At 66.5% G+C, this 23,662-nt stretch carries 20 protein-coding genes; 10 read left to right on the top strand and 10 right to left on the bottom strand.

Annotated elements, in window-relative coordinates; translation table 11 throughout:
• Positions 1–36 precede the first annotated feature (36 nt).
• Both HYG77_RS27745 and HYG77_RS27740 read left to right on the top strand, forming a co-directional pair.
• Entirely contained in the window at positions 37–4,545 is a 4,509-nt protein-coding gene (locus HYG77_RS27745; RefSeq protein WP_208961234.1) for an ATP-dependent helicase, read from the top strand.
• Between the two features lies 1 nt (position 4,546).
• Positions 4,547–5,296 carry an Fpg/Nei family DNA glycosylase gene (locus tag HYG77_RS27740; RefSeq protein ID WP_208961233.1) on the top strand — a complete coding sequence of 250 codons (750 nt, stop codon included), beginning with the start codon at positions 4,547–4,549 and terminating at the stop codon, positions 5,294–5,296.
• Here HYG77_RS27740 and HYG77_RS27735 read toward each other — a convergent pair.
• Entirely contained in the window at positions 5,293–6,024 is a 732-nt protein-coding gene (locus tag HYG77_RS27735; protein WP_208961232.1) for a DUF1353 domain-containing protein, read from the bottom strand. The genes HYG77_RS27740 and HYG77_RS27735 overlap by 4 nt on opposite strands.
• A 7-nt stretch (positions 6,025–6,031) precedes the next feature.
• Complete coding sequence (locus HYG77_RS27730) at positions 6,032–6,610, bottom strand: TetR/AcrR family transcriptional regulator (protein ID WP_109331381.1); 579 nt, start codon at positions 6,608–6,610, stop codon at positions 6,032–6,034.
• 53 nt (positions 6,611–6,663) lie between these two features.
• Between HYG77_RS27730 and HYG77_RS27725 the strand changes: the two genes are divergently transcribed.
• Entirely contained in the window at positions 6,664–7,623 is a 960-nt protein-coding gene (locus HYG77_RS27725; protein WP_208961231.1) for an oxygenase MpaB family protein, read from the top strand.
• A gap of 41 nt (positions 7,624–7,664) precedes the next feature.
• Positions 7,665–8,201, top strand: coding sequence for a hypothetical protein (locus tag HYG77_RS27720; RefSeq protein WP_109331388.1), 537 nt, complete (start codon positions 7,665–7,667; stop codon positions 8,199–8,201).
• Here the strand turns inward: HYG77_RS27720 and glpD are convergent.
• Complete coding sequence (gene glpD / locus HYG77_RS27715; RefSeq protein WP_109331393.1) at positions 8,179–9,921, bottom strand: glycerol-3-phosphate dehydrogenase; 1,743 nt, start codon at positions 9,919–9,921, stop codon at positions 8,179–8,181. The two genes, HYG77_RS27720 and glpD, sit on opposite strands and share 23 nt — an antisense overlap.
• Before the next feature lie 50 nt (positions 9,922–9,971).
• On the opposite strand from glpD, the gene glpK reads away from it, so the two are divergent.
• The gene (glpK, locus tag HYG77_RS27710; RefSeq protein WP_208961230.1) at positions 9,972–11,465 is read left to right on the top strand and encodes a glycerol kinase GlpK; all 1,494 of its coding nucleotides are present in this window, start codon (positions 9,972–9,974) and stop codon (positions 11,463–11,465) included.
• Here glpK and HYG77_RS27705 read toward each other — a convergent pair.
• The 3 genes from HYG77_RS27705 to HYG77_RS27695 form a co-directional block, all read right to left on the bottom strand.
• The gene (locus HYG77_RS27705; RefSeq protein ID WP_208961229.1) at positions 11,450–12,634 is read right to left on the bottom strand and encodes a PLP-dependent aminotransferase family protein; all 1,185 of its coding nucleotides are present in this window, start codon (positions 12,632–12,634) and stop codon (positions 11,450–11,452) included. The two genes, glpK and HYG77_RS27705, sit on opposite strands and share 16 nt — an antisense overlap.
• Before the next feature lie 167 nt (positions 12,635–12,801).
• A complete protein-coding gene (locus HYG77_RS27700; RefSeq protein ID WP_208961228.1) occupies positions 12,802–14,205 on the bottom strand; it encodes an NAD(P)H-quinone dehydrogenase in 1,404 nt (467 codons plus the stop codon).
• A gap of 157 nt (positions 14,206–14,362) precedes the next feature.
• Entirely contained in the window at positions 14,363–15,259 is an 897-nt protein-coding gene (locus tag HYG77_RS27695) for a glucose 1-dehydrogenase (RefSeq protein WP_109331397.1), read from the bottom strand.
• A 181-nt stretch (positions 15,260–15,440) separates the two neighbouring features.
• On the opposite strand from HYG77_RS27695, the gene HYG77_RS27690 reads away from it, so the two are divergent.
• Positions 15,441–15,902, top strand: coding sequence for a gamma-glutamylcyclotransferase (locus HYG77_RS27690; protein WP_109335211.1), 462 nt, complete (start codon positions 15,441–15,443; stop codon positions 15,900–15,902).
• Between the two features lie 15 nt (positions 15,903–15,917).
• Here the strand turns inward: HYG77_RS27690 and HYG77_RS27685 are convergent, their stop codons facing one another.
• From HYG77_RS27685 to HYG77_RS27675, 3 genes are read right to left on the bottom strand one after another with little or no spacing between them, the layout of a single operon-like run.
• The gene (locus HYG77_RS27685) at positions 15,918–17,069 is read right to left on the bottom strand and encodes a M20 family metallopeptidase (protein ID WP_109331398.1); all 1,152 of its coding nucleotides are present in this window, start codon (positions 17,067–17,069) and stop codon (positions 15,918–15,920) included.
• Complete coding sequence (locus HYG77_RS27680; RefSeq protein WP_208961227.1) at positions 17,066–18,226, bottom strand: M20 family metallopeptidase; 1,161 nt, start codon at positions 18,224–18,226, stop codon at positions 17,066–17,068. The genes HYG77_RS27685 and HYG77_RS27680 overlap by 4 nt, the downstream gene beginning before the upstream one ends.
• A 12-nt stretch (positions 18,227–18,238) precedes the next feature.
• Complete coding sequence (locus HYG77_RS27675) at positions 18,239–18,937, bottom strand: enoyl-CoA hydratase/isomerase family protein (RefSeq protein ID WP_208961226.1); 699 nt, start codon at positions 18,935–18,937, stop codon at positions 18,239–18,241.
• Positions 18,938–18,957: 20 nt separating this feature from the next.
• Here HYG77_RS27675 and HYG77_RS27670 point away from each other — a divergent pair, with 20 nt between their 5' ends.
• Positions 18,958–19,740 (top strand): purine-nucleoside phosphorylase, encoded by a 783-nt coding sequence (locus tag HYG77_RS27670; protein WP_208961225.1) that lies wholly within the window; start codon positions 18,958–18,960, stop codon positions 19,738–19,740.
• On the top strand, positions 19,737–21,326 hold the full coding sequence (locus HYG77_RS27665) for a phospho-sugar mutase (protein ID WP_208961224.1): 1,590 nt from the start codon (positions 19,737–19,739) through the stop codon (positions 21,324–21,326). The genes HYG77_RS27670 and HYG77_RS27665 overlap by 4 nt, the downstream gene beginning before the upstream one ends.
• 1 nt (position 21,327) lies before the next feature.
• On the opposite strand, the gene upp is transcribed toward HYG77_RS27665, so the two are convergent.
• Positions 21,328–21,951 (bottom strand): uracil phosphoribosyltransferase, encoded by a 624-nt coding sequence (upp, locus tag HYG77_RS27660; protein ID WP_109335213.1) that lies wholly within the window; start codon positions 21,949–21,951, stop codon positions 21,328–21,330.
• A gap of 190 nt (positions 21,952–22,141) precedes the next feature.
• On the opposite strand from upp, the gene HYG77_RS27655 reads away from it, so the two are divergent.
• Both HYG77_RS27655 and HYG77_RS27650 read left to right on the top strand, forming a co-directional pair.
• Complete coding sequence (locus HYG77_RS27655; protein ID WP_109331410.1) at positions 22,142–22,465, top strand: type VII secretion target; 324 nt, start codon at positions 22,142–22,144, stop codon at positions 22,463–22,465.
• Positions 22,466–22,467: 2 nt separating this feature from the next.
• Positions 22,468–23,655, top strand: coding sequence for a C40 family peptidase (locus HYG77_RS27650; protein ID WP_208961223.1), 1,188 nt, complete (start codon positions 22,468–22,470; stop codon positions 23,653–23,655).
• Positions 23,656–23,662 lie beyond the last annotated feature (7 nt).

The raw sequence follows: 23,662 nt of genomic DNA, 5'->3' as shown, positions 1-23,662 counted from the left end.
GCGGTGTCTGTCGGACCTCCGGTGCACTATGGAACGGTGACCGAAGTCCTCGGCAAGTTCTCTGCCGCCACCAGGGAGTGGTTCGACGGCGCCTTCCCCGCGCCGACGGACGCGCAGCTCGGTGCTTGGGAATCGATCGCCAGCCGCGCCAACACGCTGGTGGTCGCACCCACGGGGTCGGGCAAGACCCTCTCAGCCTTCCTGTGGTCCCTCGACCAGCTCGCGGCGACGGGCGAGAAGGACCGGTCCACCAAGGTTCTGTACATCTCACCGCTGAAGGCACTCGGCGTGGACGTCGAACGCAATTTGCGCGCCCCACTGGTCGGCATTACCCAGACAGCGAAACGGCTCGGCCTGACACCGCCCGAGATCTCGGTCGGTGTCCGCTCGGGCGACACCCCGCCCGCCGACCGCCGCGCGCTTGTCAAGAATCCGCCGGACATCCTCATCACCACCCCCGAGTCGCTGTTTCTCATGCTCACCTCGTCGGCGCGGGAGACGCTGACCCGGGTCGATACCGTTATCGTCGACGAAGTTCACGCTGTCGCAGGAACCAAGCGTGGGGCGCACCTGGCGCTGTCGCTCGAGCGACTCGACCGGCTCCTCGACACCCCCGCGCAGCGCATCGGACTGTCGGCGACGGTGCGCCCGCACGAAGAAGTGGCACGCTTCCTCTCCGGTTCGGCGCCGATTCGGATCGTCGCTCCACCGTCACCGAAGACGTTCGACCTTACCGTTCAGGTTCCCGTCGAGGACATGACGGAGCTGGGTCTCGCCGAGCCCGCCGAGGGCTCGGCATCGTCGACTCCGCAGGCCGGGTCGATCTGGCCACACGTCGAGGAACAGATCGTGGATCTCGTCCTCGCACACCGATCGTCCATCGTGTTCGCCAACTCGCGGCGGCTCGCGGAGCGACTTACCGCACGACTCAACGAGATCTATGCCGAGCGTAGTGGTGCCGACGTCGACAGGAACCCGAAGCCCGCCTCGCAGATCGGCACCCCTTCCGAGGTCAACTTCGGCGCCGACCCTCTGCTCGCGAGGGCTCACCACGGTTCGGTCAGCAAGGATCAACGAGCCCTCATCGAGGACGACCTCAAATCCGGACGGCTCCGCTGTGTCGTCGCGACGAGCAGCCTCGAACTCGGAATCGATATGGGTGCAGTGGATCTCGTGGTCCAGGTGGAGGCTCCGCCCTCGGTGGCGAGCGGCCTGCAACGTGTGGGCCGCGCCGGACACCAGGTCGGGGAGATCTCCCGCGGTGTCGTGTTTCCCAAGCACCGCACCGACCTGATCCACTGCGCCGTCACCGTCGAACGCATGGTGACCGGCAAAATCGAAGCACTCGCGGTGCCGGCAAACCCACTCGACATCCTCGCTCAACACACCGTTGCGGCCACCGCACTCGAACCGCTCGACGTCGACGACTGGTTCGAGACGGTCCGCCGCAGTGGCTCCTTCGCCTCCTTGCCGCGCTCGGCTTACGAGTCCACGCTCGACCTGCTGGCAGGGCTGTATCCTTCCGACGAGTTCGCGGAACTGCGCCCCCGACTCGTCTGGGATCGCGAAGCCAACACACTGACGGGTCGTCCCGGCGCGCAACGTCTCGCGGTCACCTCGGGCGGTGCCATCCCCGATCGCGGACTGTTCACCGTCTACATGGTGGGCGAAAAAGCTTCTCGGGTCGGCGAACTCGACGAGGAGATGGTGTACGAGTCTCGGGTCGGGGACGTCTTCGCGCTCGGTGCCACCAGCTGGCGGATCGAGGACATCACCTTCGATCGGGTGCTGGTCAGCCCGGCGTACGGTCAGCCCGGCCGTCTCCCCTTTTGGCACGGCGACGGCCTCGGCCGACCGGCGGAACTCGGTGAGGCGCTCGGACAGTTCCTCCGGGAGATTTCGCTCGGCCACGAGACGGAGGTGAAGGAACGGTGCCTCACCGGGGGTCTGGACGGCAATGCCACGAACAATTTGGTTCAGCTGGTCAACGAACAGAAGACCGCCACCGGTCAGGTTCCCACTGATCGCACCCTGGTGGTCGAACGATTTCGCGACGAGCTCGGCGACTGGCGTCTGATCCTGCACTCACCCTATGGACAGCGTGTGCACGCACCGTGGGCGCTGGCCGTCAGTGCCCGGCTCAGCGAGCGCCACGGTCTCGACTCCAACGCGACCGCATCGGACGACGGCATCATCGTCCGCCTTCCCGACACGGAGGACACACCGCCCGGGGCAGACCTCTTCGCCTTCGATACCGACGAGATCGAGGACATCGTCACGGAACAGGTGGGCGGGTCGGCGTTGTTTGCCTCGCGGTTCCGTGAATGTGCCGCTCGCGCTCTGCTGTTGCCGCGCCGCAATCCTGGAAAACGGGCGCCGTTGTGGCAGCAGCGTCAACGTTCGGCGCAGCTCCTCGACGTCGCCCGCAAGTACCCGACGTTTCCGATTCTGCTCGAGACCGTGCGCGAATGCCTGCAGGATGTGTACGACCTTCCGGCGCTGAAGGATCTGTTCCGCCGGATGGCGCGGCGGCAGATCCGCATCGTCGAGGTCGAGACACAGTCGCCGTCGCCCTTCGCCGGCGCGTTGCTGTTCAACTATGTCGGTGAATTCATGTACGAGGGCGACAGCCCGCTGGCGGAGCGCCGGGCCGCCGCCCTGTCCCTCGATTCTGCCCTACTCGCAGAACTGCTCGGCCGTGTCGAGCTGCGCGAACTTCTCGACGCCGATGTCATCGCGCAAGCGGAGCTGGAATTGCAGCGCCTTCTCCCGGACCGCAAGGCGAGAGACCTCGAAGGCGCGGCCGACCTGCTCCGCATTCTCGGCCCCCTCACCACGGACGAGGTCACCGCACGCTCGACGCAGGATCCCTCACCGTGGCTGGACGAGCTGGTTCGCGCCAAGCGCGCGCTCGCGGTCTCCTTCGCCGGCGCCCACTGGTGGACGGCGATCGAGGACGCCGCGCGCCTGCGAGACGGACTGGGTGTTCCGTTGCCCATCGGTACGCCGGCCGCATTCATCGAACCCGTCGACGACCCACTCGGTGACCTGCTCAGCCGATACGCGCGCACCCACGGACCATTCTCGCTCGGTGATGCAGCCGGGCGCTTCGGCATCGGGTCCGCTGTCGCCCGCGACGTTCTGCAACGACTCGCCTCGGAAAAACGGGTCATGGAAGGGGAATTCCGCCCTGGTGCCTCCGGTAGTGAGTGGTGTGACTCGGAGGTCCTCCGTCGCCTCCGCAGGCGTTCACTCGCTGCAGCCCGTCAGGAAGTGGAGCCCGTCAGCACTGCCACCCTGGGCCGCTTCCTCCCGAGTTGGCAACATGTCGGCGGCACTCTGCGCGGAATCGACGGAGTCGCCACAGTTGTGGAACAGCTTGCCGGCGTGCCGGTTCCCGCGTCGGCGCTCGAGTCGCTGATCCTGCCGTCCCGCGTCGCCGACTACTCCCCCGCCATGCTCGACGAGCTGACCTCCACCGGAGAGGTGTTGTGGTCGGGCGCGGGAAACATTTCGGGAAAGGACGGGTGGGTGTGTCTTCACCCGGCCGACACCGCCCCCCTGACGCTGACGACCCCCGCCGAGTCGGATCTGTCCGACCTGCAGCGTCGGATCCTGGACACGCTGTCCGGCGGCGGTGCGTACTTCTTCCGTCAGCTCGCCGACACGCTGGAGATGTCCGAGGACAGTGCATTGGCCACTGCTCTGTGGGATCTCGTGTGGCTCGGGCACATCGGCAACGACACCCTCGCTCCGTTGCGCGCTCTCCTGTCGGACACGTCGAGAACCACCACCAGCCATCGCTCACCGCGGCGCCCACCGCGCGCCCGTGCGTACCGCAGCCTCGCGACCCCGGTTCGCACGGCGCCGCCCACTGTCGGTGGCCGGTGGTCGATTCTTCCGGGCGCCGAGACGGATGCCACCCTGCGTGCCAGCGCTACTGCCGAACTTCTCCTCGAACGCTACGGCGTGGTGACACGCGGATCCGTGACGACCGAGAACGTTCCGGGTGGATTTGCTCTGATGTACAAGGTGCTCGGCACCTTCGAGGACAACGGGCGGTGCCGCCGTGGGCACTTCGTCGAGTCGCTCGGCGGCGCACAATTCTCCACTCCCCACGTCGTGGACCGGTTGCGCAGTTACGGTGATTCGTTGGAGGGCCGGCACACGTCGCTGCCCGCCGTGACACTCGCCGCCAGCGACCCCGCCAACCCGTACGGCGCGGCGCTGCCATGGCCGAAGCGCGGCGACGACGCACCAGGTCATCGCCCCGGGCGCAAGGCAGGCGGCCTCGTGGTCCTGGTCGAGGGCGAGTTGATCCTGTTCGTAGAACGCGGCGGGCGAACAGTTCTGACGTTCACCGACGATCCCGGTGTACTACGCACTGCGGCGTCTGCTCTCGCCGGAGTGGTCAAACGTGGGGGAATCGACCGAATCGTCGTGGAGAAGGTCGACGGCGAGACCATCCATGGCAGCGATTTCGCGCCGATTCTCACGGAGGCGGGGTTCGCGCCGACGCCCCGCGGCTTCCGGTTGCGAGCCTGACATGCCCGAAGGCGACACCGTCTGGCGCACGGCCAACTCGCTGCGTGACGCACTCGAGGGTCACGTACTGACCACGTGTGATGTGCGGGTTCCGCGGTACGCCACCGTCGACCTGTCCGGGTTGAAGGTCGACGAAGTCGTCAGCCGTGGTAAACATCTCCTCATCCGGGTCGGTGGGTACTCCATCCACACCCATCTGAAGATGGAAGGTGCGTGGCATATCTACCGGGCGGACGCACGGTGGCGTCGCCCAGCCCATCAAGCCCGTATTGTGCTGGCCACCGAAGAACGTGTCGCTGTGGGCTTCTCCCTCGGCATCACCGAGATACTCGACCGGAGTGCGGAAGCCGCCGCGGTCGGTCACCTCGGGCCCGACCTTCTCGGGCCGGACTGGGATGCAGACACGGCCGTCCGCAATCTCCGGGCGGCCGGTGATCAACCCATCGGTGTTGCCCTCGTCGATCAGCGCAACCTCGCGGGTCTCGGCAATGTCTACCGAAACGAGGTGTGCTTCCTCCGTGGCGTCGATCCCCACACTCCCGCGCGCGAGGTGACAAACCTGCCGGCCATGGTCGCGCTTGCCCATCGCATGATTCACGCAGACAAGAACAATCCGATCCGGCACCGTCCGTGGGTGTACGGCCGTGCGGGCAAGCGTTGCCGCCGGTGCCGAACGGTGATCCGAAGCCGGGAACTCGGGCAGCAGGACATCTTTTTCTGCACCTACTGCCAGCCACCGTTCGACCGCTAGCGCAACACCGTGGTCGGCGGTCCGAGCGGTGGGGGCTTGCGTGTCACTCGGCGGCCGAACAGCCAGGCGGTGACGTCCGGTATCCACAGCACTGCCGCGGTCGCCAGCGTCAGCAGGTAGGTCGGTGCGACCACCGGAAGGAGTATGCATCCGAGCAGTGCCACGGGAAAGTCCCTGCGCCACAGGAGTGAGAGGACACACGGAAGCGCGAGGAGACCGACCGCTGCTGGGTAGTGGGAGGTGGCGATCGCCCACGGCACTCCCACCACCCAGCACACCATTCCGAGGATGTGGTGGGCGATCAGCAGGAACCTCGTGTACGTGGTGAAAGTCCAGATCCGCCCGACCTCTACCCCGACCCAGAAGATCCGGCTGCGAAACGGTCCGACGCCCTCGTCGAGCAGCGCAGTCCGGAACAACTCGTCGGCCCGGCGGCGTAGCGCCATGCCAGATTTTCCGTGAGCTTCCGCATGGTGACACAGATCGTCGTGCATGATCGCGGGAAGCAGCTGGCGGCCATACGGAGCGAGCAGCCCCCGAAGCGGCGCGGGAACGGAGGCGAGGTCGGTCCGGAGTACGCACGGCTCCGGCGCGCAACCGGGCACCGTCACCACCGTCTCACCGTGGACGTACACGAAGTGGTCGGTGAGCTGAAAGTATTTGTGGTCGAGCACCCGAAGGGCCGGCTGTGGACGAGCCGGGTCGTCCGCTGATACCTGAAACGGCATGCTCACCTCATTCGTGGCCGGACCGGTTGGCCTCCATCACCAGAGTGACGCAATGGGCGACGAATTGCTCGCGCGACGCGGCAACGGTTCCGTCGAGATATCCGATGAACAACGTCGTGAGCGCGCCGACGACGCCGATCGCGACGAGTTGCTTCTCCACCTCGTCATCCACGGCCGAGAGTTGGTCGTGGACGAGCGTTACGAACCCGGGCATGAGGTCCATTCCCCGCCGACTCAGCGCGGGCTCGGACAGCGGCGCGAGCAGCAGCACACGACCCCTCTCGGGGTTGTCGACCATCAGCTCGACGAACGCTTCGACGGCGGCCTCGGCTCGCGCCCGCGCAGTGTGGGCCGACGCCACCGCGCCCAGAAGCGCCGCCTGTGCCTCGTCGCCGACCGTGGAATAGACGGATCGGACGAACTCGTCGCGGTCGGCAAACGACTCGTAGAAGTAGCGCTCGGTCAACGAGGCCGCACGGCAGACGGCCCGGACGTTGACTGCAGGCCCTGCAGGGGCGCCTAGGAGCGTGATTCCTGCCCGCAGGAGCGCCGCTCGCCGGGCTTCGCGGCGGTCTTCCAACGTCACGTCCCCAGCTCCCACTCTTGACTACGCACGTTGTCAGATCCTAGTCTGACAACGTGCGTAGTCAAACGAACTCGGAGGGTGCGTCCGTGCAGGCCACCGCTCCCACACCGCTCGGACCTGAGTCGCTGACCTGGAAGTACTTCGGCGACTGGCGGGGAATGCTGCAAGGCGTCTGGGCCGGCTCGATGCAGAACATGCATCCGGGCCTCGGCGCTGGAGTCGAAGAGCATTCCGAGTTCTTCGACGAACGGTGGGAGCGCCTGTACCGCTCGCTCTACCCGATCGGGGGCGTGGTCTTCGACGGTGACCGCGCCCAGCAGACTGCAGAGCAGGTCCGGGGATACCACAACACCATCAAGGGCGTCGACAAGCACGGACGGAAGTATCACGCCCTAGATCCCGACACCTTCTATTGGGCGCACGCCACGTTCTTCATGGGCACAATCCTCACGGGCGACAATTTCATGGGCGGCCTCACCGAGGAGCAGAAGCGGCAACTGTTCACCGAACACATCCAGTGGTACCGCCTGTACGGAATGAGCATGCGCCCGGTCCCGGAGACCTGGGAAGCGTTCCTGGAGTATTGGGACCACATGTGCCGCAACGTCCTCGAAGACAACAAGGCTACCCGTGACGTCCTCAACCTTTCCGGCCTGGGCGTCCCACCGTTTCTGACGTGGCTCCCCGACCGGGTGTGGGCGATCCTGCGCATCCCGGTCGCCAGGGGATTCGTCTGGCTGACAGTGGGGATGTACGACGAACCGGTACGCGAGCGCCTCGGATACCGCTGGACGGCACGCGATGAGCGACTGCACACCCTGGTGGGCCGGACGGTGAATGCCCTGTTCCGCCTCGTCCCGTGGCGCTACCGTTACCATCCTCGCGCCCGCGCCGGGTGGGACCGTGAGACCGGGCGCACCCGCCGGGACGCCCCGCTGGTGCATACGCCGCCGCGGAACCTGCCGCCCCTCGGGCGTCGCGACGACCCGAAGCACTACAGCCCGCGGGTGTGATTCCCAGGGAGAACACAGGCAAATCGTGACATGCTCGGAGGATGGAGTGGGACCTTCCGAGGCTCTTGAATCGCCCGCCGCTGATGAGCGAAAAATCGCTGTCGCCCGACCATGCGGCAAGCCGCATCAGCGCGTATATCTACGGCAACATTCTCGTGCTCGCCGCGCTCATTCCCGTCACCAAATCCCAGGAAACCCTGGGCATTGCCATCGTGGTGGGCGCCGCTCTGTCCACGTTCCTCGCCCACGCTTTTGCCGAGTCCGTGGGCCAGACGCTCCGGCTCGGCAGATCGCTGTCCAGAACCGAAAGAGTTCGGGAACTGCGGGACGGTCTCCCCATCCTGACCTCCGCGGTGGTGCCCACCGTGATCCTCGGCACAGCCTATGTGGGTTGGCTCGAGCCGCGAACGGCGCAACTGACCGCGGAGATCGTGATGATCGTCCGCATCGGCTCGATCAGCTACGTGATCAGCCGGCTGCGGCGCGAAAAGGTCACCCACATGACGCACTGGGCGGCGATCGGCCTAGCGTTCGTTGCCGCAGTGATCGTGGTGGTCAAGGTACTTCTGACACACTGACAGGCGGTTCGAGCAATTCGACGCGAGATTCGGGTGCCGCCGCCCGCAACGCGTCCGCGGAGAGGTCGTCCGGCTGCGCTTGGGACTGCACCTCCGCCTCCACACGCGCACGGTAGGTCTTCAGTTCGCGGTCGATCATGTCGGAGTCCCAGCCGAGGACGGGGGCCACCAGCTGTGCGACCTGCTCGGCGCAGTTCACACCACGATGCGAGTATTCGATCCCGATACGCGTCCTTCTGGTCAGAATGTCGTCGAGGTGCAGCGCACCCTCTGCCGCAGCGGCATAGACGGCCTCGACCTGAAGGTAGGCCGGTGCGTCGGTAATAGGCTGCAGCAGTTCGGGTTTACCCTCCGCCAGATCGAGCACTTCACCGATGAGCGAACCGTACCGGTCGAGGAGATGCTTGACGCGGTAGGGGTGAAGTCCGTACAGCTGACCCAGGTGCACGGTCTGGTTCACCAGCGCGTAGTAGCCGTCCGCACCAGCCAGCGGCACCTTCTCGGTTATCGAGGGCGCGACCCTGGCCGGAATGTCATCGGCAGCAAGATCCACCGCGTCCTCGGCCATCACCCGGTACGTGGTGTATTTGCCGCCCGCGATCGCGACCAATCCGGGCGCCACGCGCGCGACGGCATGCTCGCGCGACAGCTTGGAGGTCTCGTCGCTTTCCCCTGCGAGGAGGGGGCGCAGACCTGCGTAGACACCGTCGATGTCCTCGTGCGTGAGGGCCGTCACCAGGACCTTGTTGACGTGGCCCAGAATGTAATCGATATCGGCTTTGGTAGCTGCCGGATGGGCGAGGTCGAGATTCCAGTCCGTGTCGGTGGTTCCGATGATCCAGTGGCTACCCCACGGGATCACGAACAGCACCGACTTCTCGGTCCGCAGGATGATGGCGGCATCGCTCACGATGCGATCCCGCGGTACCACGATGTGCACACCCTTGGAGGCGCGGACACGGAATCGGCCGCGCTGCCGGGAAAGCGCCTGTATCTCGTCCGTCCAGACACCGGTCGCGTTGATGACGACGTGCGCCTGCACCTCTGCGGTTCGCCCGTCTTCACAGTCACGGATCCGAACGCCGGACACGCGATCCGCTTCCCGCAGGAAACCCACGACCTGAGTGGACGTGCGCACCACCGCGCCGTAGTGGGCAGCGGTTCGGGCGACGGTCATGGTGTGGCGCGCGTCGTCCACGACGGTGTCGTAATACTGGATGCCGCCGGTCAGCGAGTTCCGTTTGAGTCCCGGTGCCATCCGCAAGGCACCTGCCCGGGTGAGGTGTTTCTGCGCGGGCACCGATTTGGCTCCGCCCATCCGGTCGTAGAGGAAGATCCCCGCCGCCATGTAGGGGCGTTCCCATACCCGATGGGTGATGGGAAACAGGAACTTGAGCGGCTTCACGAGATGGGGCGCCAGCGTCGTCAGCGACAATTCACGTTCCCGCAGGGCCTCCCGCACCAGCCCGAACTCGAGCTGCTCGAGATAGCGCAACCCGCCGTGGAACATCTTCGACGAGCGGCTCGACGTTCCGGACGCATAGTCCCGCGCCTCGACCAGGGCAACCTTGAGGCCGCGGGTGGCTGCGTCGAGGGCCGCACCGGCACCGACGACACCGCCGCCGATCACGACGACGTCGAACTGTTCGGTCTGCAGCTTCTCCCACGCAGCGTCGCGCTGCGTGGGACCGAGGAACTGCACACCTGGCGAACTACTCAACTCGGGCTCCTGTGAGATGACGACGGATTCATGCCCAGGCTAGTAGCTTCATGCGTGTGATTCAGTACATCGCTGCGATAGACCAGGGCACCACCTCGAGCCGCTGCATGATCTTCGATCACGACGGAGCGGTGGTCAGCGTCGCTCAGAAGGAACACCAGCAGATCCTTCCCCGTGCCGGTTGGGTGGAGCACGACCCGAAAGAGCTGTGGATCAATACGCGCGAAGTGGTGGCATCCGCCCTTGCGAAGGCGGATCTCACCAAACGCGACATCGCCGCCATCGGTATCACCAATCAGCGCGAGACTGCGGTGGTGTGGGACCGGAAAACCGGAGAACCGGTGTACAACGCCATCGTCTGGCAGGACACCCGGACCGACGAGCTGTGCACCCGGCTCGGCGGCGACGAGGGGCCCGGGCGTTATCAGAAGCGTACGGGCCTGCCGCTGTCGACCTATTTCGCAGGACCCAAGGTGCGATGGATCCTCGACAACGTCGACGGCGCCCGTGCGCGAGCAGATGCCGGCGAACTGTGTTTCGGCACCATCGACAGCTGGATTCTGTGGCATATCATGGAAGGCACGCACGTGACAGATGTCACCAACGCCTCCCGTACGTTGCTGATGAATCTGGAGACACTCGACTGGGATCCGGACATCTGCGCCGACTTCGAGATCCCACTGTCGATGCTTCCCGAAATTCGCAGCTCCTCCGAGATCTACGGCGTGGGCCGTCCCCACGGCACCCTTCCCGGAGTACCGGTCGCAGGGATCCTCGGTGATCAGCAGGCCGCGACATTCGGGCAGGCCTGCCTGTCCGAGGGAGAAGCGAAGAACACGTACGGGACGGGGAACTTCTTGCTCCTCAATACGGGAACCACCCCCGTGCACAGTAAGCACGGCCTCTTGACCACGCTGTGCTACAAGATCGGGAACGCTCCTGCCGTGTACGCGCTCGAGGGGTCGGTGGCGGTCACCGGTTCACTGGTCCAATGGCTGCGGGACAACCTGGGGATCATCTCGTCGGCCGAAGACATCGAGCCGCTGGCGAATTCGGTCGACGACAACGGAGGTGCCTATGTCGTCCCGGCGTTCTCCGGGTTGTTCGCACCTCGGTGGCGACCGGACGCGCGCGGTGTGATCGCAGGCCTCACCCGTTTCGTGAACAAGGGTCACCTCGCCAGGGCGGCTCTCGAAGCCACCGCCTATCAGACCCGGGAAGTGATCGAGGCCATGCGTGCCGACTCCGGAGTCGAGCTCGCCTCACTCAAGGTGGACGGCGGCATGGTCGTCAACGAAACACTGATGCAGTTCCAGGCCGACATCCTAGGAGTTCCGGTCATCCGCCCCGTCGTCAGCGAGACCACCGCGCTGGGCGCCGCCTACGCCGCGGGACTGGCCGTCGGCTTCTGGTCCGGTGAACAGGATATTCGCGACAACTGGGCCATGGACAAGCGGTGGGAACCCGGGATGGACGAAGCGGAGTCCACCAGGCTGTTCGCCGAGTGGAACAAGGCCGTCGAGCGCACCTACGACTGGGCGTGAGCCAGGTAGGCGCTGCCGAGTCTCTCGCAGGCGCCTGCCAGAACGTCCTCCGGGCAGGTGGCGAAGCACAGTCGTAGTGCGGCGCCGAGGTCTGCACCGACACCGAACGCCGACCCGGGTACGAACGCCACACCGTGCTCGACCGCCGTCGGCAGCAGATCCGCGGTGTCGATGGTGTCGTCGGTGAACTCGACCCAGCAGAACATCCCGCCCTGCACGTCGGACAGCGTCGCAGCATTACCGAACGTGGTCGTCGTCGCGGCGGTCAAGGCTCGGGCCCGGGCACCGTAGCGGGTACGGAGCGTGTCGAGGTGAAGTGCCAGCCACGCCTCGTCCGACAACATCGCCGCCGTGATCTGGTGAGTGAGCGACGAGCCGCACAGGTCCGCGCCCTGTTTGAGAAGTTCCACCGCCTCGCACACAGCGCGATCACCGTGCAACCAGCCGACCCGCAACGCCGGAGCCAGAATCTTCGAGGCACTGGACAGGCGGATCACCCGGTCCGAGAATGTAGCGACCGGAGGGGGCGGCGGAGCGTCGAAAAACAACTCGCCGTACGGGTCGTCCTCGATGACCCAGAAACCGTAGCGGTCGGCCAGCGCCGCCAGGTGCCGCCGCCGATCGGCGGCGAGAACGACACCACGGGGATTGTGGAAGTTACTCACCGTGTGGACGACAGTCGGGCGCACGCCCGCTTCGAGAAGTTCCTGCAGCGCGGTCGTGTCCATGCCGTCGCGATCGAGCGGCACCGCGCGGATGTCCGCCTGAGCCGCCCGAAATACCTGCAGCGCACCGGTATACGCGGGCTCTTCGACAACCACGATATCGGCCGGGTCGAGTAGAACCTGAGCGAGGAGGCTCAACGCCTGCTGCGATCCGTGGGTGACGACCACCTGGCCCGGGTCCAACGCCCGTCCGATCCGGGCGCCCTCACGGGCAGCGAGCACGTCACGCAATCGGCGCAGGCCCGTGGTTTCGCCGTACTGGACCGAGGCGGGATCGGCGAGCCCGCACTCCGCTTCCTTCCGAATTCGTTCTCGCGGAATGAATTCGGGATCGGGGAGACCGCCGGCCAGGCTGACGACGTCCGGCCGGGCGGTAAGGGTGAGGAGGTCACGGATGGCGGAACTGCGCAGGCCGTCCATCCGGCGGGAAAATGTGTGCGGCATATCGACTCCCAGGGGCACGACGAGACAGAGGTCAGGAGAAGAACACCCTGTCCGTCCTGGGTCTGCGGGGCGGTAGAGCGCCGAGGCACGGCCGATGATTGTGGACCGTGCCTCGACTATCCCACCACCGCTGTCAGTATGTGAAATGCATTTCCCGGATAGCGGGATCAGTCCAGATCGTCGTGGCGCATCAGCTGGCGGGCGGCCTCGGTGATCGAGCCGGTCAGCGAGGGGTACACCGAGAACGTCGCTGCCAAGTCGTTGACGGTCAGGTTGTTCTGGACAGCGATCGCGATGGGCAGGATCAACTCCGACCCGTTGGGCGCCACCACGACGCCACCGATCACCACACCGGTGGCAGGTCGGCAGAAGATCTTCACGAAGCCGCGCCGCAGGCCGGACATTTTTGCCCGCGGATTGGTGTTGAGCGGGAGCATGACGGTGCGGGCCGGCACTTCGCCGTTGTCGATCGCGGCCTGACTGACGCCCACCGTGGCGATTTCGGGCCGGGTGAACACCGCCGAGGCCACCGTCTTCAACTTGATGGGACTCACGCCCTCGCCCAGAGCGTGGTACATCGCGATGCGACCCTGCATGGCGGCAACCGAGGCCAACGGCAGCAGCCCCGTGCAGTCACCCGCGGCGTAGATGCCCGAGACCGGCGTCCGCGACACTCGGTCGACTCGCAGATATCCGCCCTTGTCCAGTTCGATGCCGACCTTCTCGAGTCCGAGGTTCTCGGTGTTGGGAACCGAGCCGACCGTCATCAAGGCGTGACTGCCCTCCACGGTTCGTCCGTCGGCGAGCACGACGACCACACCGTCTTCGGTGCGCTTGACCGCGTCGGCCCGCGCGTGCTTGACGAGGGTGACACCACGTTCGGCCAGAACGTCCTCGAGTACGAGTGCGGCGTCGGCGTCCTCACCGGGGAGCACCCGGTCTCGGCTCGACACCAGCGTTACCTTGACACCCATTTCGGTGTAGGCGGACACGAACTCCGCGCCGGTCACACCGGAACCTACGACGACGAGGTGGGTGGGCAATTCGTCGAGGTCGTAGAGGTCACGCCAGGTGAGGATCCGCTCACCGTCCGGCTCGGCCCCGGCGATCACCCGAGGACTGGCACCGGTGGCGATGAGGACGACGTCGGCATCGAGCGTCTTCTGCTCGCCGTTCGCGAGGCTGGCGCAGACCTGATGTGATGCCATGCCGAGACGCGGGTCGGTGAGCTCCGCAGTACCGGAGAGCAGCTCGACACCGACCGTCTGGAGCCTGGTTCGGATGTCGGCGGACTGAGCCTGAGCGAGACTCTTCACTCGGGCGTGGATCTGAGGCAGGGCAATGGTGGCCTGCGCCGGATCGAGAGCGATACCCAAATCGGTGGCACGGCGCATGTCCGTGCGTACACCCGTCGAGGCGATGAATGTCTTGGAGGGCACACAGTCGTACAGAACGCACGCCCCGCCCACCCCGTCCGAATCGATCAAGGAGACGGCGGCGCCGTGCTGAGCGGCCACCAACGCTGCCTCGTATCCGGCAGGCCCGCCACCAATGATCACGATTCGGGTCATCTGTCCTCCAAATAGACGTGCCGACCAGGGTCTCCGGTCTGCAACTCGAGCATCACAGCGCGTCGTGTCGTGCACTGCCAGGGAACAGATTACTAGCCGCAGATCGGGGCCGTCGCCGCGTAGACCTCGGGCGGCGACTCGGCGCGGGATCGAGCGGTCAGGTCAATGGAGTGCCGCCGGTGACGCCGATGATCTCGCCGGTGATGTAGCTCGATTCCTGGGAAGCCAGGAAGACGTACGCGGGCGCCAGCTCCGCCGGCTGCCCCGGGCGGCCCAACGGCACGTCACCTCCGAACGACTCGAACTTCTCGGTCGGCATGGTCGCCGGAATCAACGGCGTCCAAATCGGCCCCGGGGCAACGGCGTTGACCCGAATGCCCTTCTTCGCGACATCGGCGGCGAGCCCCTTGGTGAAATCGATGATGCCGGCCTTGGTGGTGGCGTAATCCAGCAACTCGGGGGATGGGTTCGCGCCCTGGATCGAGGACGTGTTGATGATGGTCGATCCCGGCTCCATCACCGCGACCGCAGCCTTGCACAACCAGAACATCGCGTAGAGGTTGGTCTTCAGAACACGGTCGAACTGTTCCGTACTGATCTCGGCGATTCCGCCCATCTGCACCATCTGATAGGCAGCGTTGTTCACCAAAATGTCCAGCCCACCGAGTTCGGATACGGCAGTGTCGACGAGCGCTCGGCAGTGATCCTCCGACCTGATGTCACCGGGCACCGGCACCGCCTTGCGGCCGGCGTCTTCGATGAGCCGAACCGTGTCCCGGGCATCCGGTTCTTCCGCTTCGAGGTAGCTGATCAGCACATCGGCACCCTCGCGCGCGAACGCAATTGCGACCGCTCGCCCGATACCCGAATCACCTCCGGTGATGAGAGCCTTCCGCCCTTCCAGCCGCCCGCTCCCCCGGTAGGTCTTCTCACCGTGGTCGGGTGCCGACACCATGTCCGAGGTGAGCCCCGGATGTTCGATCTCGCTCTGCCCTTCGCGGTCCGGCATCGGGTACGCGGTGGTGGGATCCTGTTTCGTGTACTGATCTGCCATTGTTCTCACCCTTTCGCTACGCCGACCCGGTCCCCTCCGATGTACCCAGTTTCGCGGATCGAAATCGAGTGAACGACAGGTGAGCTGCGCCTCGCGCGTCTCCCGCGCGGTCGTGCAACTCCTCGCGGTTCATGCCTACGCCTTTGCATCCCTGAGCAACCCGGTATGTAGTCTGACCTGCGTGAGTTACTACGCCGCCTATGGGTCCAACATGCATCCGGAGCAGATGCTGCAGCGCTGCCCTCACTCGCCGATGGCGGGAACGGGCTGGTTGCACGGTTGGCGGCTCACGTTCAGCGGCGGTGACATCGGCTGGGAAGGCGCGCTCGCCACGGTGGTCGAAGACCCCGATTCCAAGGTCTTCGTGGTGCTGTACGACGTACCGGAGGAGGACGAGGTGAGCCTCGACCGCTGGGAGGGCTCCGAACTCGGAATTCACCGCAAGATCCGGGTACGGGTCGACACCGACGGAGAACCGGTGCTGGCCTGGCTGTATGTGCTCGATGCCTACGAGGGTGGGCTGCCGTCTGCGCGGTACCTCGGTGTCATGGCCGATGCCGCCGAAATCGCCGGGGCACCCGCCGACTACGTGCGCGACCTGCGTACCCGCAACAGCCGCAACGTCGGCCCGGGCACCGAATAGGGCGTCCCGGAGCAGTCAGCCCAGCACGAGGCTGGACAACACCCGCACGCCGACACCGAGCGCCCGCTCGTCCAGATCGAATGTGGGTTGATGGATGTCGAGCTGTTCACCGACGCCCGACCACACGCCCAGCCTGGCCATGGCACCCGGAACTTCCTCGAGATACCAGGAAAAGTCCTCGCCACCACCGGACTGCGGGGTGTCGGCGAGGGCGTCCGCACCCACGGTGCGGATAGCATTCTCGAACATTCGGGTCGACACCTCGTCGTTGACGACGGGCGGCACGCCCCTGCGGTAGTTGAGTTGGTATCGCACTCCCGTGGGCGCCAGCAGTCCGTGCACGATGTCGCGAACGAGCGGCTCGAGCATTTCCCACGTCTCGTGGTCACCGGTCCGCACCGTGCCGGTCATCATGCCGGTCTGCGGAATGGCGTTGGGGGCCCGGCCCGCGCTGACCGCTCCCCACACCATGACGGTGCCTGTACGTGGATCGATTCGCCGGCTCAGCATGCCCGGCAGGCCGGTGACCACAGTGCCGAGTGCGAAGACCAGATCGGTGGTGAGGTGCGGCCGCGATGTGTGACCGCCGGGTGAGTCGAGCACAACCTCGATCGTGTCGGCCGCAGAGGTGATGGCGCCAAGTCGAATTCCGACGCGCCCGGCCGCGAGCCGGGGATCGCAGTGCAGCGCGAAGATGCGGGAGACGCCTTCGAGTCGCCCTGCCGCGACCACCTCCAGTGCGCCGCCCGGCATCACCTCTTCGGCGGGCTGGAAGATCAGGCGGACACCGACCGGCAGTTCAGGAATCTCGCTGAGTGCCAGGCCTGTCCCGAGCAGGATCGTGGTGTGGGCGTCGTGTCCGCACGCGTGGGACACACCCGGCACTGTCGACGAGTACGTCGCCCCGGTGAGTTCCTGCAGCGGAAGCGCGTCCATGTCGGCGCGCAACGCGATCCGGGTTCCGGTGTCCGGGCCGAGATCACAGGTGAGTCCGGTACCTCCCGGGAGCAGTTCCGGTGAAAGACCCGCGGCAGCAAGCCGGGTCGCCACGAACTCCGTCGTGGCGTACTCGTGCCGCGCCAACTCCGGGTTGGCATGGATGTGCCGACGCCAATGCGAGAGGTCATCGGTGTGAGCACTGATCCATTTGTCGACGGCCGCATTCACCGGCGATCAACTCCTTCCAACAGCCGCACCCGCTGTGTGTCGTCCGTTGCAGCGCGAACTGCCGTCCGAGCCAACGCAATTGCCCCGTCTACCACGGCGCGATCCGCCGACTCGGTGATACATGCCGCCGCGAAGCCGGGCTGGTGCGTGACAGCACCGCCCGAGTCCAGTCCGATGATCGGATGGATGCCGGGTAGGACGTTCGTGACGTTCCCCATGTCGGTACTGCCCAGCGGACGTGTGCCTTCCCACTCGAGTGGCACCGGTGTCCGTCCCATGTCGAGAATCTCTTCCCGGTAGGTCGCGACGAGCCACGGGTCGGGGGTGAGTTCCGTGTACGTCGGGGACACCGTGCGGATCTCATGGGTACATCCGGTGGCGAGTGCACCTGCAGCGAAACACGCCTCCGCACGCGCGGTCAGTTCGGACAGCGCCCACGCCGTCTCGGCGCGCAGGTAGTAGAGCATCTCGGCCCGCGCCGGCACGATGTTGGGTGCGGTGCCACCGTCCGACACGATCCCGTGAATCTGCTGGCCCGGCGAAAGATGCTGGCGCAGCAGACCGATACCGACCTGCGCCACAGTCGCGGCATCTGCCGCATTGCGGCCGAACTCGGGCGCGGCCGACGCGTGCGCCTCCCGCCCGGTGAAGGTGATCGCGATGTCCGCGAGCGCCAGTGACGTGGCGCCCGTGATGTCGACCGGCCCAGGGTGCACCATCAGGGCGGCTGCCACACCGTCGAAGATGCCCTGCTCGAGCATGGTGATCTTTCCGCCACCACTCTCCTCGGCAGGTGTCCCGATCACTCGCACCGTGATGCCCAGTCGCTCGGCGACCGTCGCGAGGGCAACTCCGGCACCGACCGCCGATGCCGCGATGATGTTGTGCCCGCACGCGTGGCCGATCTCGGGAAGCGCATCGTATTCGGCGCAGATGCCGAGCACGAGATCACCACTGCCGAAGGTCGCGTCGAACGCGGTCGGCAGGCCCGCCACTCCCTGCCGCACCTCGAAACCGCTCCGTTTCAGCAGCTCGGTGACCTTTGCGACACTCCGAAATTCCTCGAACGCCAGTTCCGGTTCCGCGTGGATCGAATGGGACAGCGCAACCAGATCGGTCTCGATGGACCTGACCGCCGCCTCGACATCCGCATTCACGTGCTCATTCTCTCACCCGAAGCTGAAGTTGCTCTTGTCCGTCACCATGGCGAGGGCGGTGAGGGCTCCCTGATGGATTCCGCGCTTGATGCCGGACAGGTTGTCACCGCGTGTCGCGGTGAGCGCGGATGCCCGGGCCACGGCCGCCGTGAGCACGGAGTTCCCGTCCGCAACCTCCTCCACGATGCCCGTGGCGAGCGCATCTGCGCCGCCATAGCGACGGCCCGTCGTCATGGCGTCCACGGCGGTCTGTTTCGGCAAGCGGGTGGTGAGCAGCGCCGACATACCCACGGTGAAAGGCATGTTCAGCGTCACTTCCGGCAGGCAGTAGAACCCGCGGTCGGCGCGCATCACGCGGAAATCGTGGGATGTCGCGAGCATGGCGCCCGCGCCGAACGCGTGCCCCTGGACGGCCGCGACCGTGGCCATCGGAAAAGTCAGCAGCCGGGTGTAGAGAGTGTGGACGCGGTCGAGGTACTCCGGGAGCTTGTCGGTGTTGGAGAAAATCCAGGTGGTGTCCAGTCCATTGGTGAAGAACTTGCCCGTTGCGGTCGTGACCAGCGCGGCGGCGCCTTCGTGCGACTCGATCTCGTCGAGGGTGGCGTGGGTGGCATCGATCCAGTCCGGAGAGAAGCGGTTCTCGTTGTCCACCTCCCCCTCGTTCCCGAGGTACAGGATGAATACGTCACCGTCGCGATCGATATAAGGCATGAGTGGAAGACTATCGCCTCATGGGAACGCCAGACGCCGCGGCTGCCGCGCTCGCCGAGTACACCGACTGTGCCGAACACCCGATTGCCGTCGTCCTCGGATCGGGGTGGAACGCCGCCGCCGACCGGTTCGGGGAACCGTTCGCCACCGTGCCGATGGCCGAACTACCAGGCTTCACGCCTCCGTCGGCGCTCGGGCATGCAGGGACGATCCGATCCGTCGACGTGGGCGGGCGGCGGGTACTTCTTCTCCTCGGACGTACGCACGCCTACGAAGGTCATCCGCTGGACTCCGTCGTGCATCCCGTGCGGACTGCCGTCGCCGCGGGCGCGCGCACCGTCATCCTCACCAACGCCGCCGGCGGAATCCGGAGCGAGTACGCGGTCGGGGAGCCCGTCCTCGTCAGCGACCACCTCAATCTCACCGGACGTTCGCCCCTCGTCGGCGCGGAGTTCGTCGATCTCGTCGACGCCTACGACCCCGAATTGCGGGCGCTCGCCCGCGACATCGAGCCGAGCCTTGCCGAAGGGGTCTACGCCGGACTGCCCGGACCGCATTACGAGACCCCGGCCGAAATTCGGATGCTGCGCACGCTCGGCGCCGATTTGGTCGGTATGTCCACCGTGCACGAGACGATCGCGGCGCGTGCCCTCGGTGCCCGGGTCCTCGGAATTTCACTGGTCACCAATCTTGCTGCCGGGATTACCGGTGAACACCTCGATCACGAAGACGTGCTCGCCGCGGGCCGCGCGTCCGCTGACCGCATGGGAGGGCTTCTGCGCAAACTGGTGGAGCGCCTGTGAGCGACGTCGTCACCCGGTGGATCGCCGAGGACCCCGACCCACAGTCGCGCGCCGAACTCGCCTCGCTGTCCGCCGACGAACTCGCTCACCGGTTCTCCGCGCCGCTGAGCTTCGGCACCGCCGGCCTGCGCGGGCCGGTCCGGGCGGGGCCCAATGGCATGAACGTCGCGGTGGTGGTCCGCACCACTGCCGGCCTCAGCGCCTGGTTGAAGGACCGGTGCCTGGGCGGTTCCACCGTGGTGGTCGGCCGTGATGCGCGGCACGGGTCCGAGAAGTTCGCCCTGGCCGCGGCGGAGGTTCTGGCCGGTGCCGGTTTCTCCGTGGTCCTGCTGCCGCGTCCGCTCCCCACGCCGATCGTCGCGTTCGCGGTACGCCGGCTCCGCGCGGCGGCCGGAGTGCAGATCACCGCGTCGCACAACCCGGCATCCGACAACGGCTACAAGGTGTACCTCGACGGCGGCGCACAGTTGATCTCGCCGTCGGACCGGGAGATCGAGGCCGCCATTGCCGCGGTGGGGCCGGCACACCTCGTCCCGCGCAGCCCGGTGATCCCGGCGTCCGACGAACTCGTGCAGTCGTATCTTGCGCGGGTCGCCTCCCTGCCGAGGGGAACGTCGCGCACGGTGCGCATCGCACTCACCGCGATGCACGGCGTCGGCGGCGAGACGGCGGTGGCGGCCCTAGGGGCTGCCGGGTTCACCGATATCCACACCGTCGCTTCCCAATTCCGTCCTGACCCCGACTTCCCGACTGTCGAGTTCCCGAATCCGGAGGAACCCGGAGCGTCGGACGAGCTACTCGCGCTCGCCGACCGGGTCGACGCCGACCTCGCACTTGCCCTCGATCCCGATGCGGATCGTCTCGCCGTGGGTGTGCCGGGACCGGACGGCTGGCGCATGTTGCGTGGCGACGAGACCGGGGTCCTGCTCGCCGACCACGTCCTCGCGTGCGCACCGCCCGACCCGCTCGTCGCCACGACGATCGTGTCCTCGGACCTGCTCGAGAAGCTGGCGTCGGCGCGCGGTGCGCGAAGTGCGCGGACGCTCACTGGTTTCAAATGGCTCGTCCGCGCAGGACACGGGCTCGTGTACGCCTACGAGGAAGCGATCGGACATTGCGTCGACCCGGACGTGGTGCGCGACAAGGACGGAATCTCCGCCGCCGTCGTCGCCGCCGACCTCGCCGCTACCCTGCGCAGCGAGGGCTCGACCCTGCTGGACCGCCTGGACGATTACGCGCTCGAATTCGGTCTGCACGCCGGCGACCAGGTGTCCCGTCGAGTCGCAGACATCAGCGAGATCGAGGCCATGATGCAGCGCCTGCGGGCGAACATGCCGACGGAGTTGGCCGGCGAGCCGGTGCGGGCAACCGACCTGGCGGAGCTGCGCGGCTCATCCCGCACCGACGCCGTCGTCCTCACCGGTTCCTCCGTCCGGGTGGTTGTCCGGCCCTCCGGAACGGAACCGAAGCTCAAGTGCTACCTGGAGGTCGTGGTCGGAGCACCGGACCGCGAGGGGCTCGGCGCTGCCCGCGCCACGGCACGTCAGCGGCTGGCCGTTCTACGCGACTTCGCCCACGCTCTCTGAGTCAGCGGGGGCCGAACTGACGGTCACCGGCGTCCCCCAGTCCCGGCACGATGAAGGCGTCCTCGTTCAGCCCCTCGTCGACGGCAGCGGTGACGAGCCTGACCGGATGTCCCGACTCCTGCAGCGCCGCAACACCTTCGGGTGCCGCCACGACACAGACTGCGGTGACGTCGGTGGCCCCACGGGCAACGAGTAGATCGATGGTGTAAACCATCGACCCACCCGTCGCCAACATGGGGTCGAGAACGAAGACCGGCATCCCGGAGAGATCCTCCGGCAGCGACTCCAGGTACGGAACCGGCCGGTGCGTCTCCTCGTCGCGGGCCATCCCCACGAAACCGACCCGGGCCTGCGGGATCAAGGAGCTGGCCTGCTCGACCATGCCCAGTCCGGCACGCAGCACGGGAACCAGGAGAGGTGGCTGCGCGAGCCGCACCCCGTTCGCGACCGCGACCGGAGTTACCACGTCGAACGTTGCGACGGGAGCCTCACGCATCGCCTCGTACACCAACATGTGCGTGAGCCTTCTCAACGCGCCGCGGAAGATGGCATTGTCGCTGCGCGCGTCGCGCATGGTTGTCAGGAGGACCGCTGCGAGCGGATGGTCGACCACGTGCGTGTTCATGCTCGAAGAATAAGGGGATCGGGCGGGGATTCCCTCGGGATCGACTTCGCCGGGCCACACGGGTCCGTCGACATGTGTATTCGGATTACCCGTGCAGCACGTCTCGGGTGTCAATGGGGGGTGGAACCGTATCGATGTCGACGGCGTCCAATAAGGTGACCGGTATCAAATCCGACTGGGGGGATTGACGATGAACGACTTGAGGGCGGATACCGCGAGTATCGCCACGTTCGCGGCCACGGCCGCGACCATGGGGGCGGAGATGCAGGCGGCCGGGCTGGCCGCTGCGGCGGCGGGCCCGCTGCTGCTGGGACCGGTGTTCGGTGTGATCGGCGGAGACTTCGTCGCCGCCTTCGCCACGGCGCACGCCGCGCACCTGGCGTCGATCGAGAAGCTCGCGGGTGTTCTCGGCGCGATCAGCACGACCGCGCTGGCCAACGCCGCCGACTACGACAGCACCGACATGGCCACGACGGCTGCGCTCGCCGCCGATGCTGTCGGGCTGGGGGCCTGATCATGATCCCCATCGATTTGCTCGCCCGCCCGATGCTCGATCTCCTCGGTGCCTTCGGCAGCGGTGTCCTCCCCGCGGGCGGTCCGGCTGACGCTCTCCGTGCATCCTCGGTCGCCATCGACGCCGTGCACGACACCGGGCGAACCGGGATCAGCGCCGTCTACGGAGACTGGGAAGGACGAGGCGGTACGGGCGCGATCGTGAAGACCGAAGAAGCGCAACGATCCACGGTCGCCGTCGCCGATCGCGGCAACGACATGGCTGCCGTCGTGGCCGAGGCGTCCGAGATCGTGCGGGCCGGAATGGCGCAATTGCAGGAGATCCTGCAGTCGTTCCTCTCCCTCGCGGTCGCGGCCGGACCGGCGCTCGCCACCCCTCCGGGACAAGCCATGATCATCGCTGCCGCGATCGACCATCTCGGGAGAGCGACCACCGTCGTCGCCGCGGTACGGACCCAACTGAGTGAGCAGACCGTGCGAATGGTGGAGCTCACCCCTGCCGAGGACACACCGACCGCGCCCGCCGCCACTGCTCCCGCGAGCACGTCCGCCGCGAGCACCGTGCCCGCGTCCGCAACGCCGGTGTCCCCCGCGGGCGCCGACCCGATGAGTCGCGCGGCGTCCGGATTCGCGAGTTCGTCGAGCGCGCCGTCGATGTCCGGATTGATGAGTCCGGTGTCGAACATCGCCTCTTCCGGTGGCCGGGGCGCGAGCGGGAGCCGATCGGATTCCCTCATGGGCAATTCCGGAGTTACCGGCCGCGGCGCCGCCACCTCCGACGCCACGCACAGCGGTGAGGGCGTCGAGGTTGTTCTCCCGGACGGCAGCACTGCCCTGGCACCCAACAAGGAAGCCGCCGACGCCGTCCGCAATGCGCTGTCACAACAAGGTGTCCCGTATGTCTGGGGTGGCACCGCTCCCGGCGAGGGCCTCGACTGCAGCGGTCTGACGCAATGGGCGTACGGCGAAGCCGGAGTGGGGATTCCGCGTCTTGCACAGGAGCAGAACGTGGGTACCGCGGTCGACCCGGGCGACTTGATGCCGGGCGATCTGGCCGTGTGGGACGGACACGTGGCAATGGTGATCGGCAACGGCCAACTCGTGGAGGCCGGCGACCCCGTGCAGGTGGGCCCCATCCGAACCAGTAACAGCGGCATGGGCTTCTACGGCTTCTACCGACCTACCGAGTGACAGGAAT

Source organism: Rhodococcus sp. ZPP (assembly GCF_017656075.1).
GTDB classification, from domain to species: domain Bacteria; phylum Actinomycetota; class Actinomycetes; order Mycobacteriales; family Mycobacteriaceae; genus Rhodococcus_F; species Rhodococcus_F oxybenzonivorans.
This window is presented reverse-complemented; position numbering and strand designations above follow the sequence as displayed.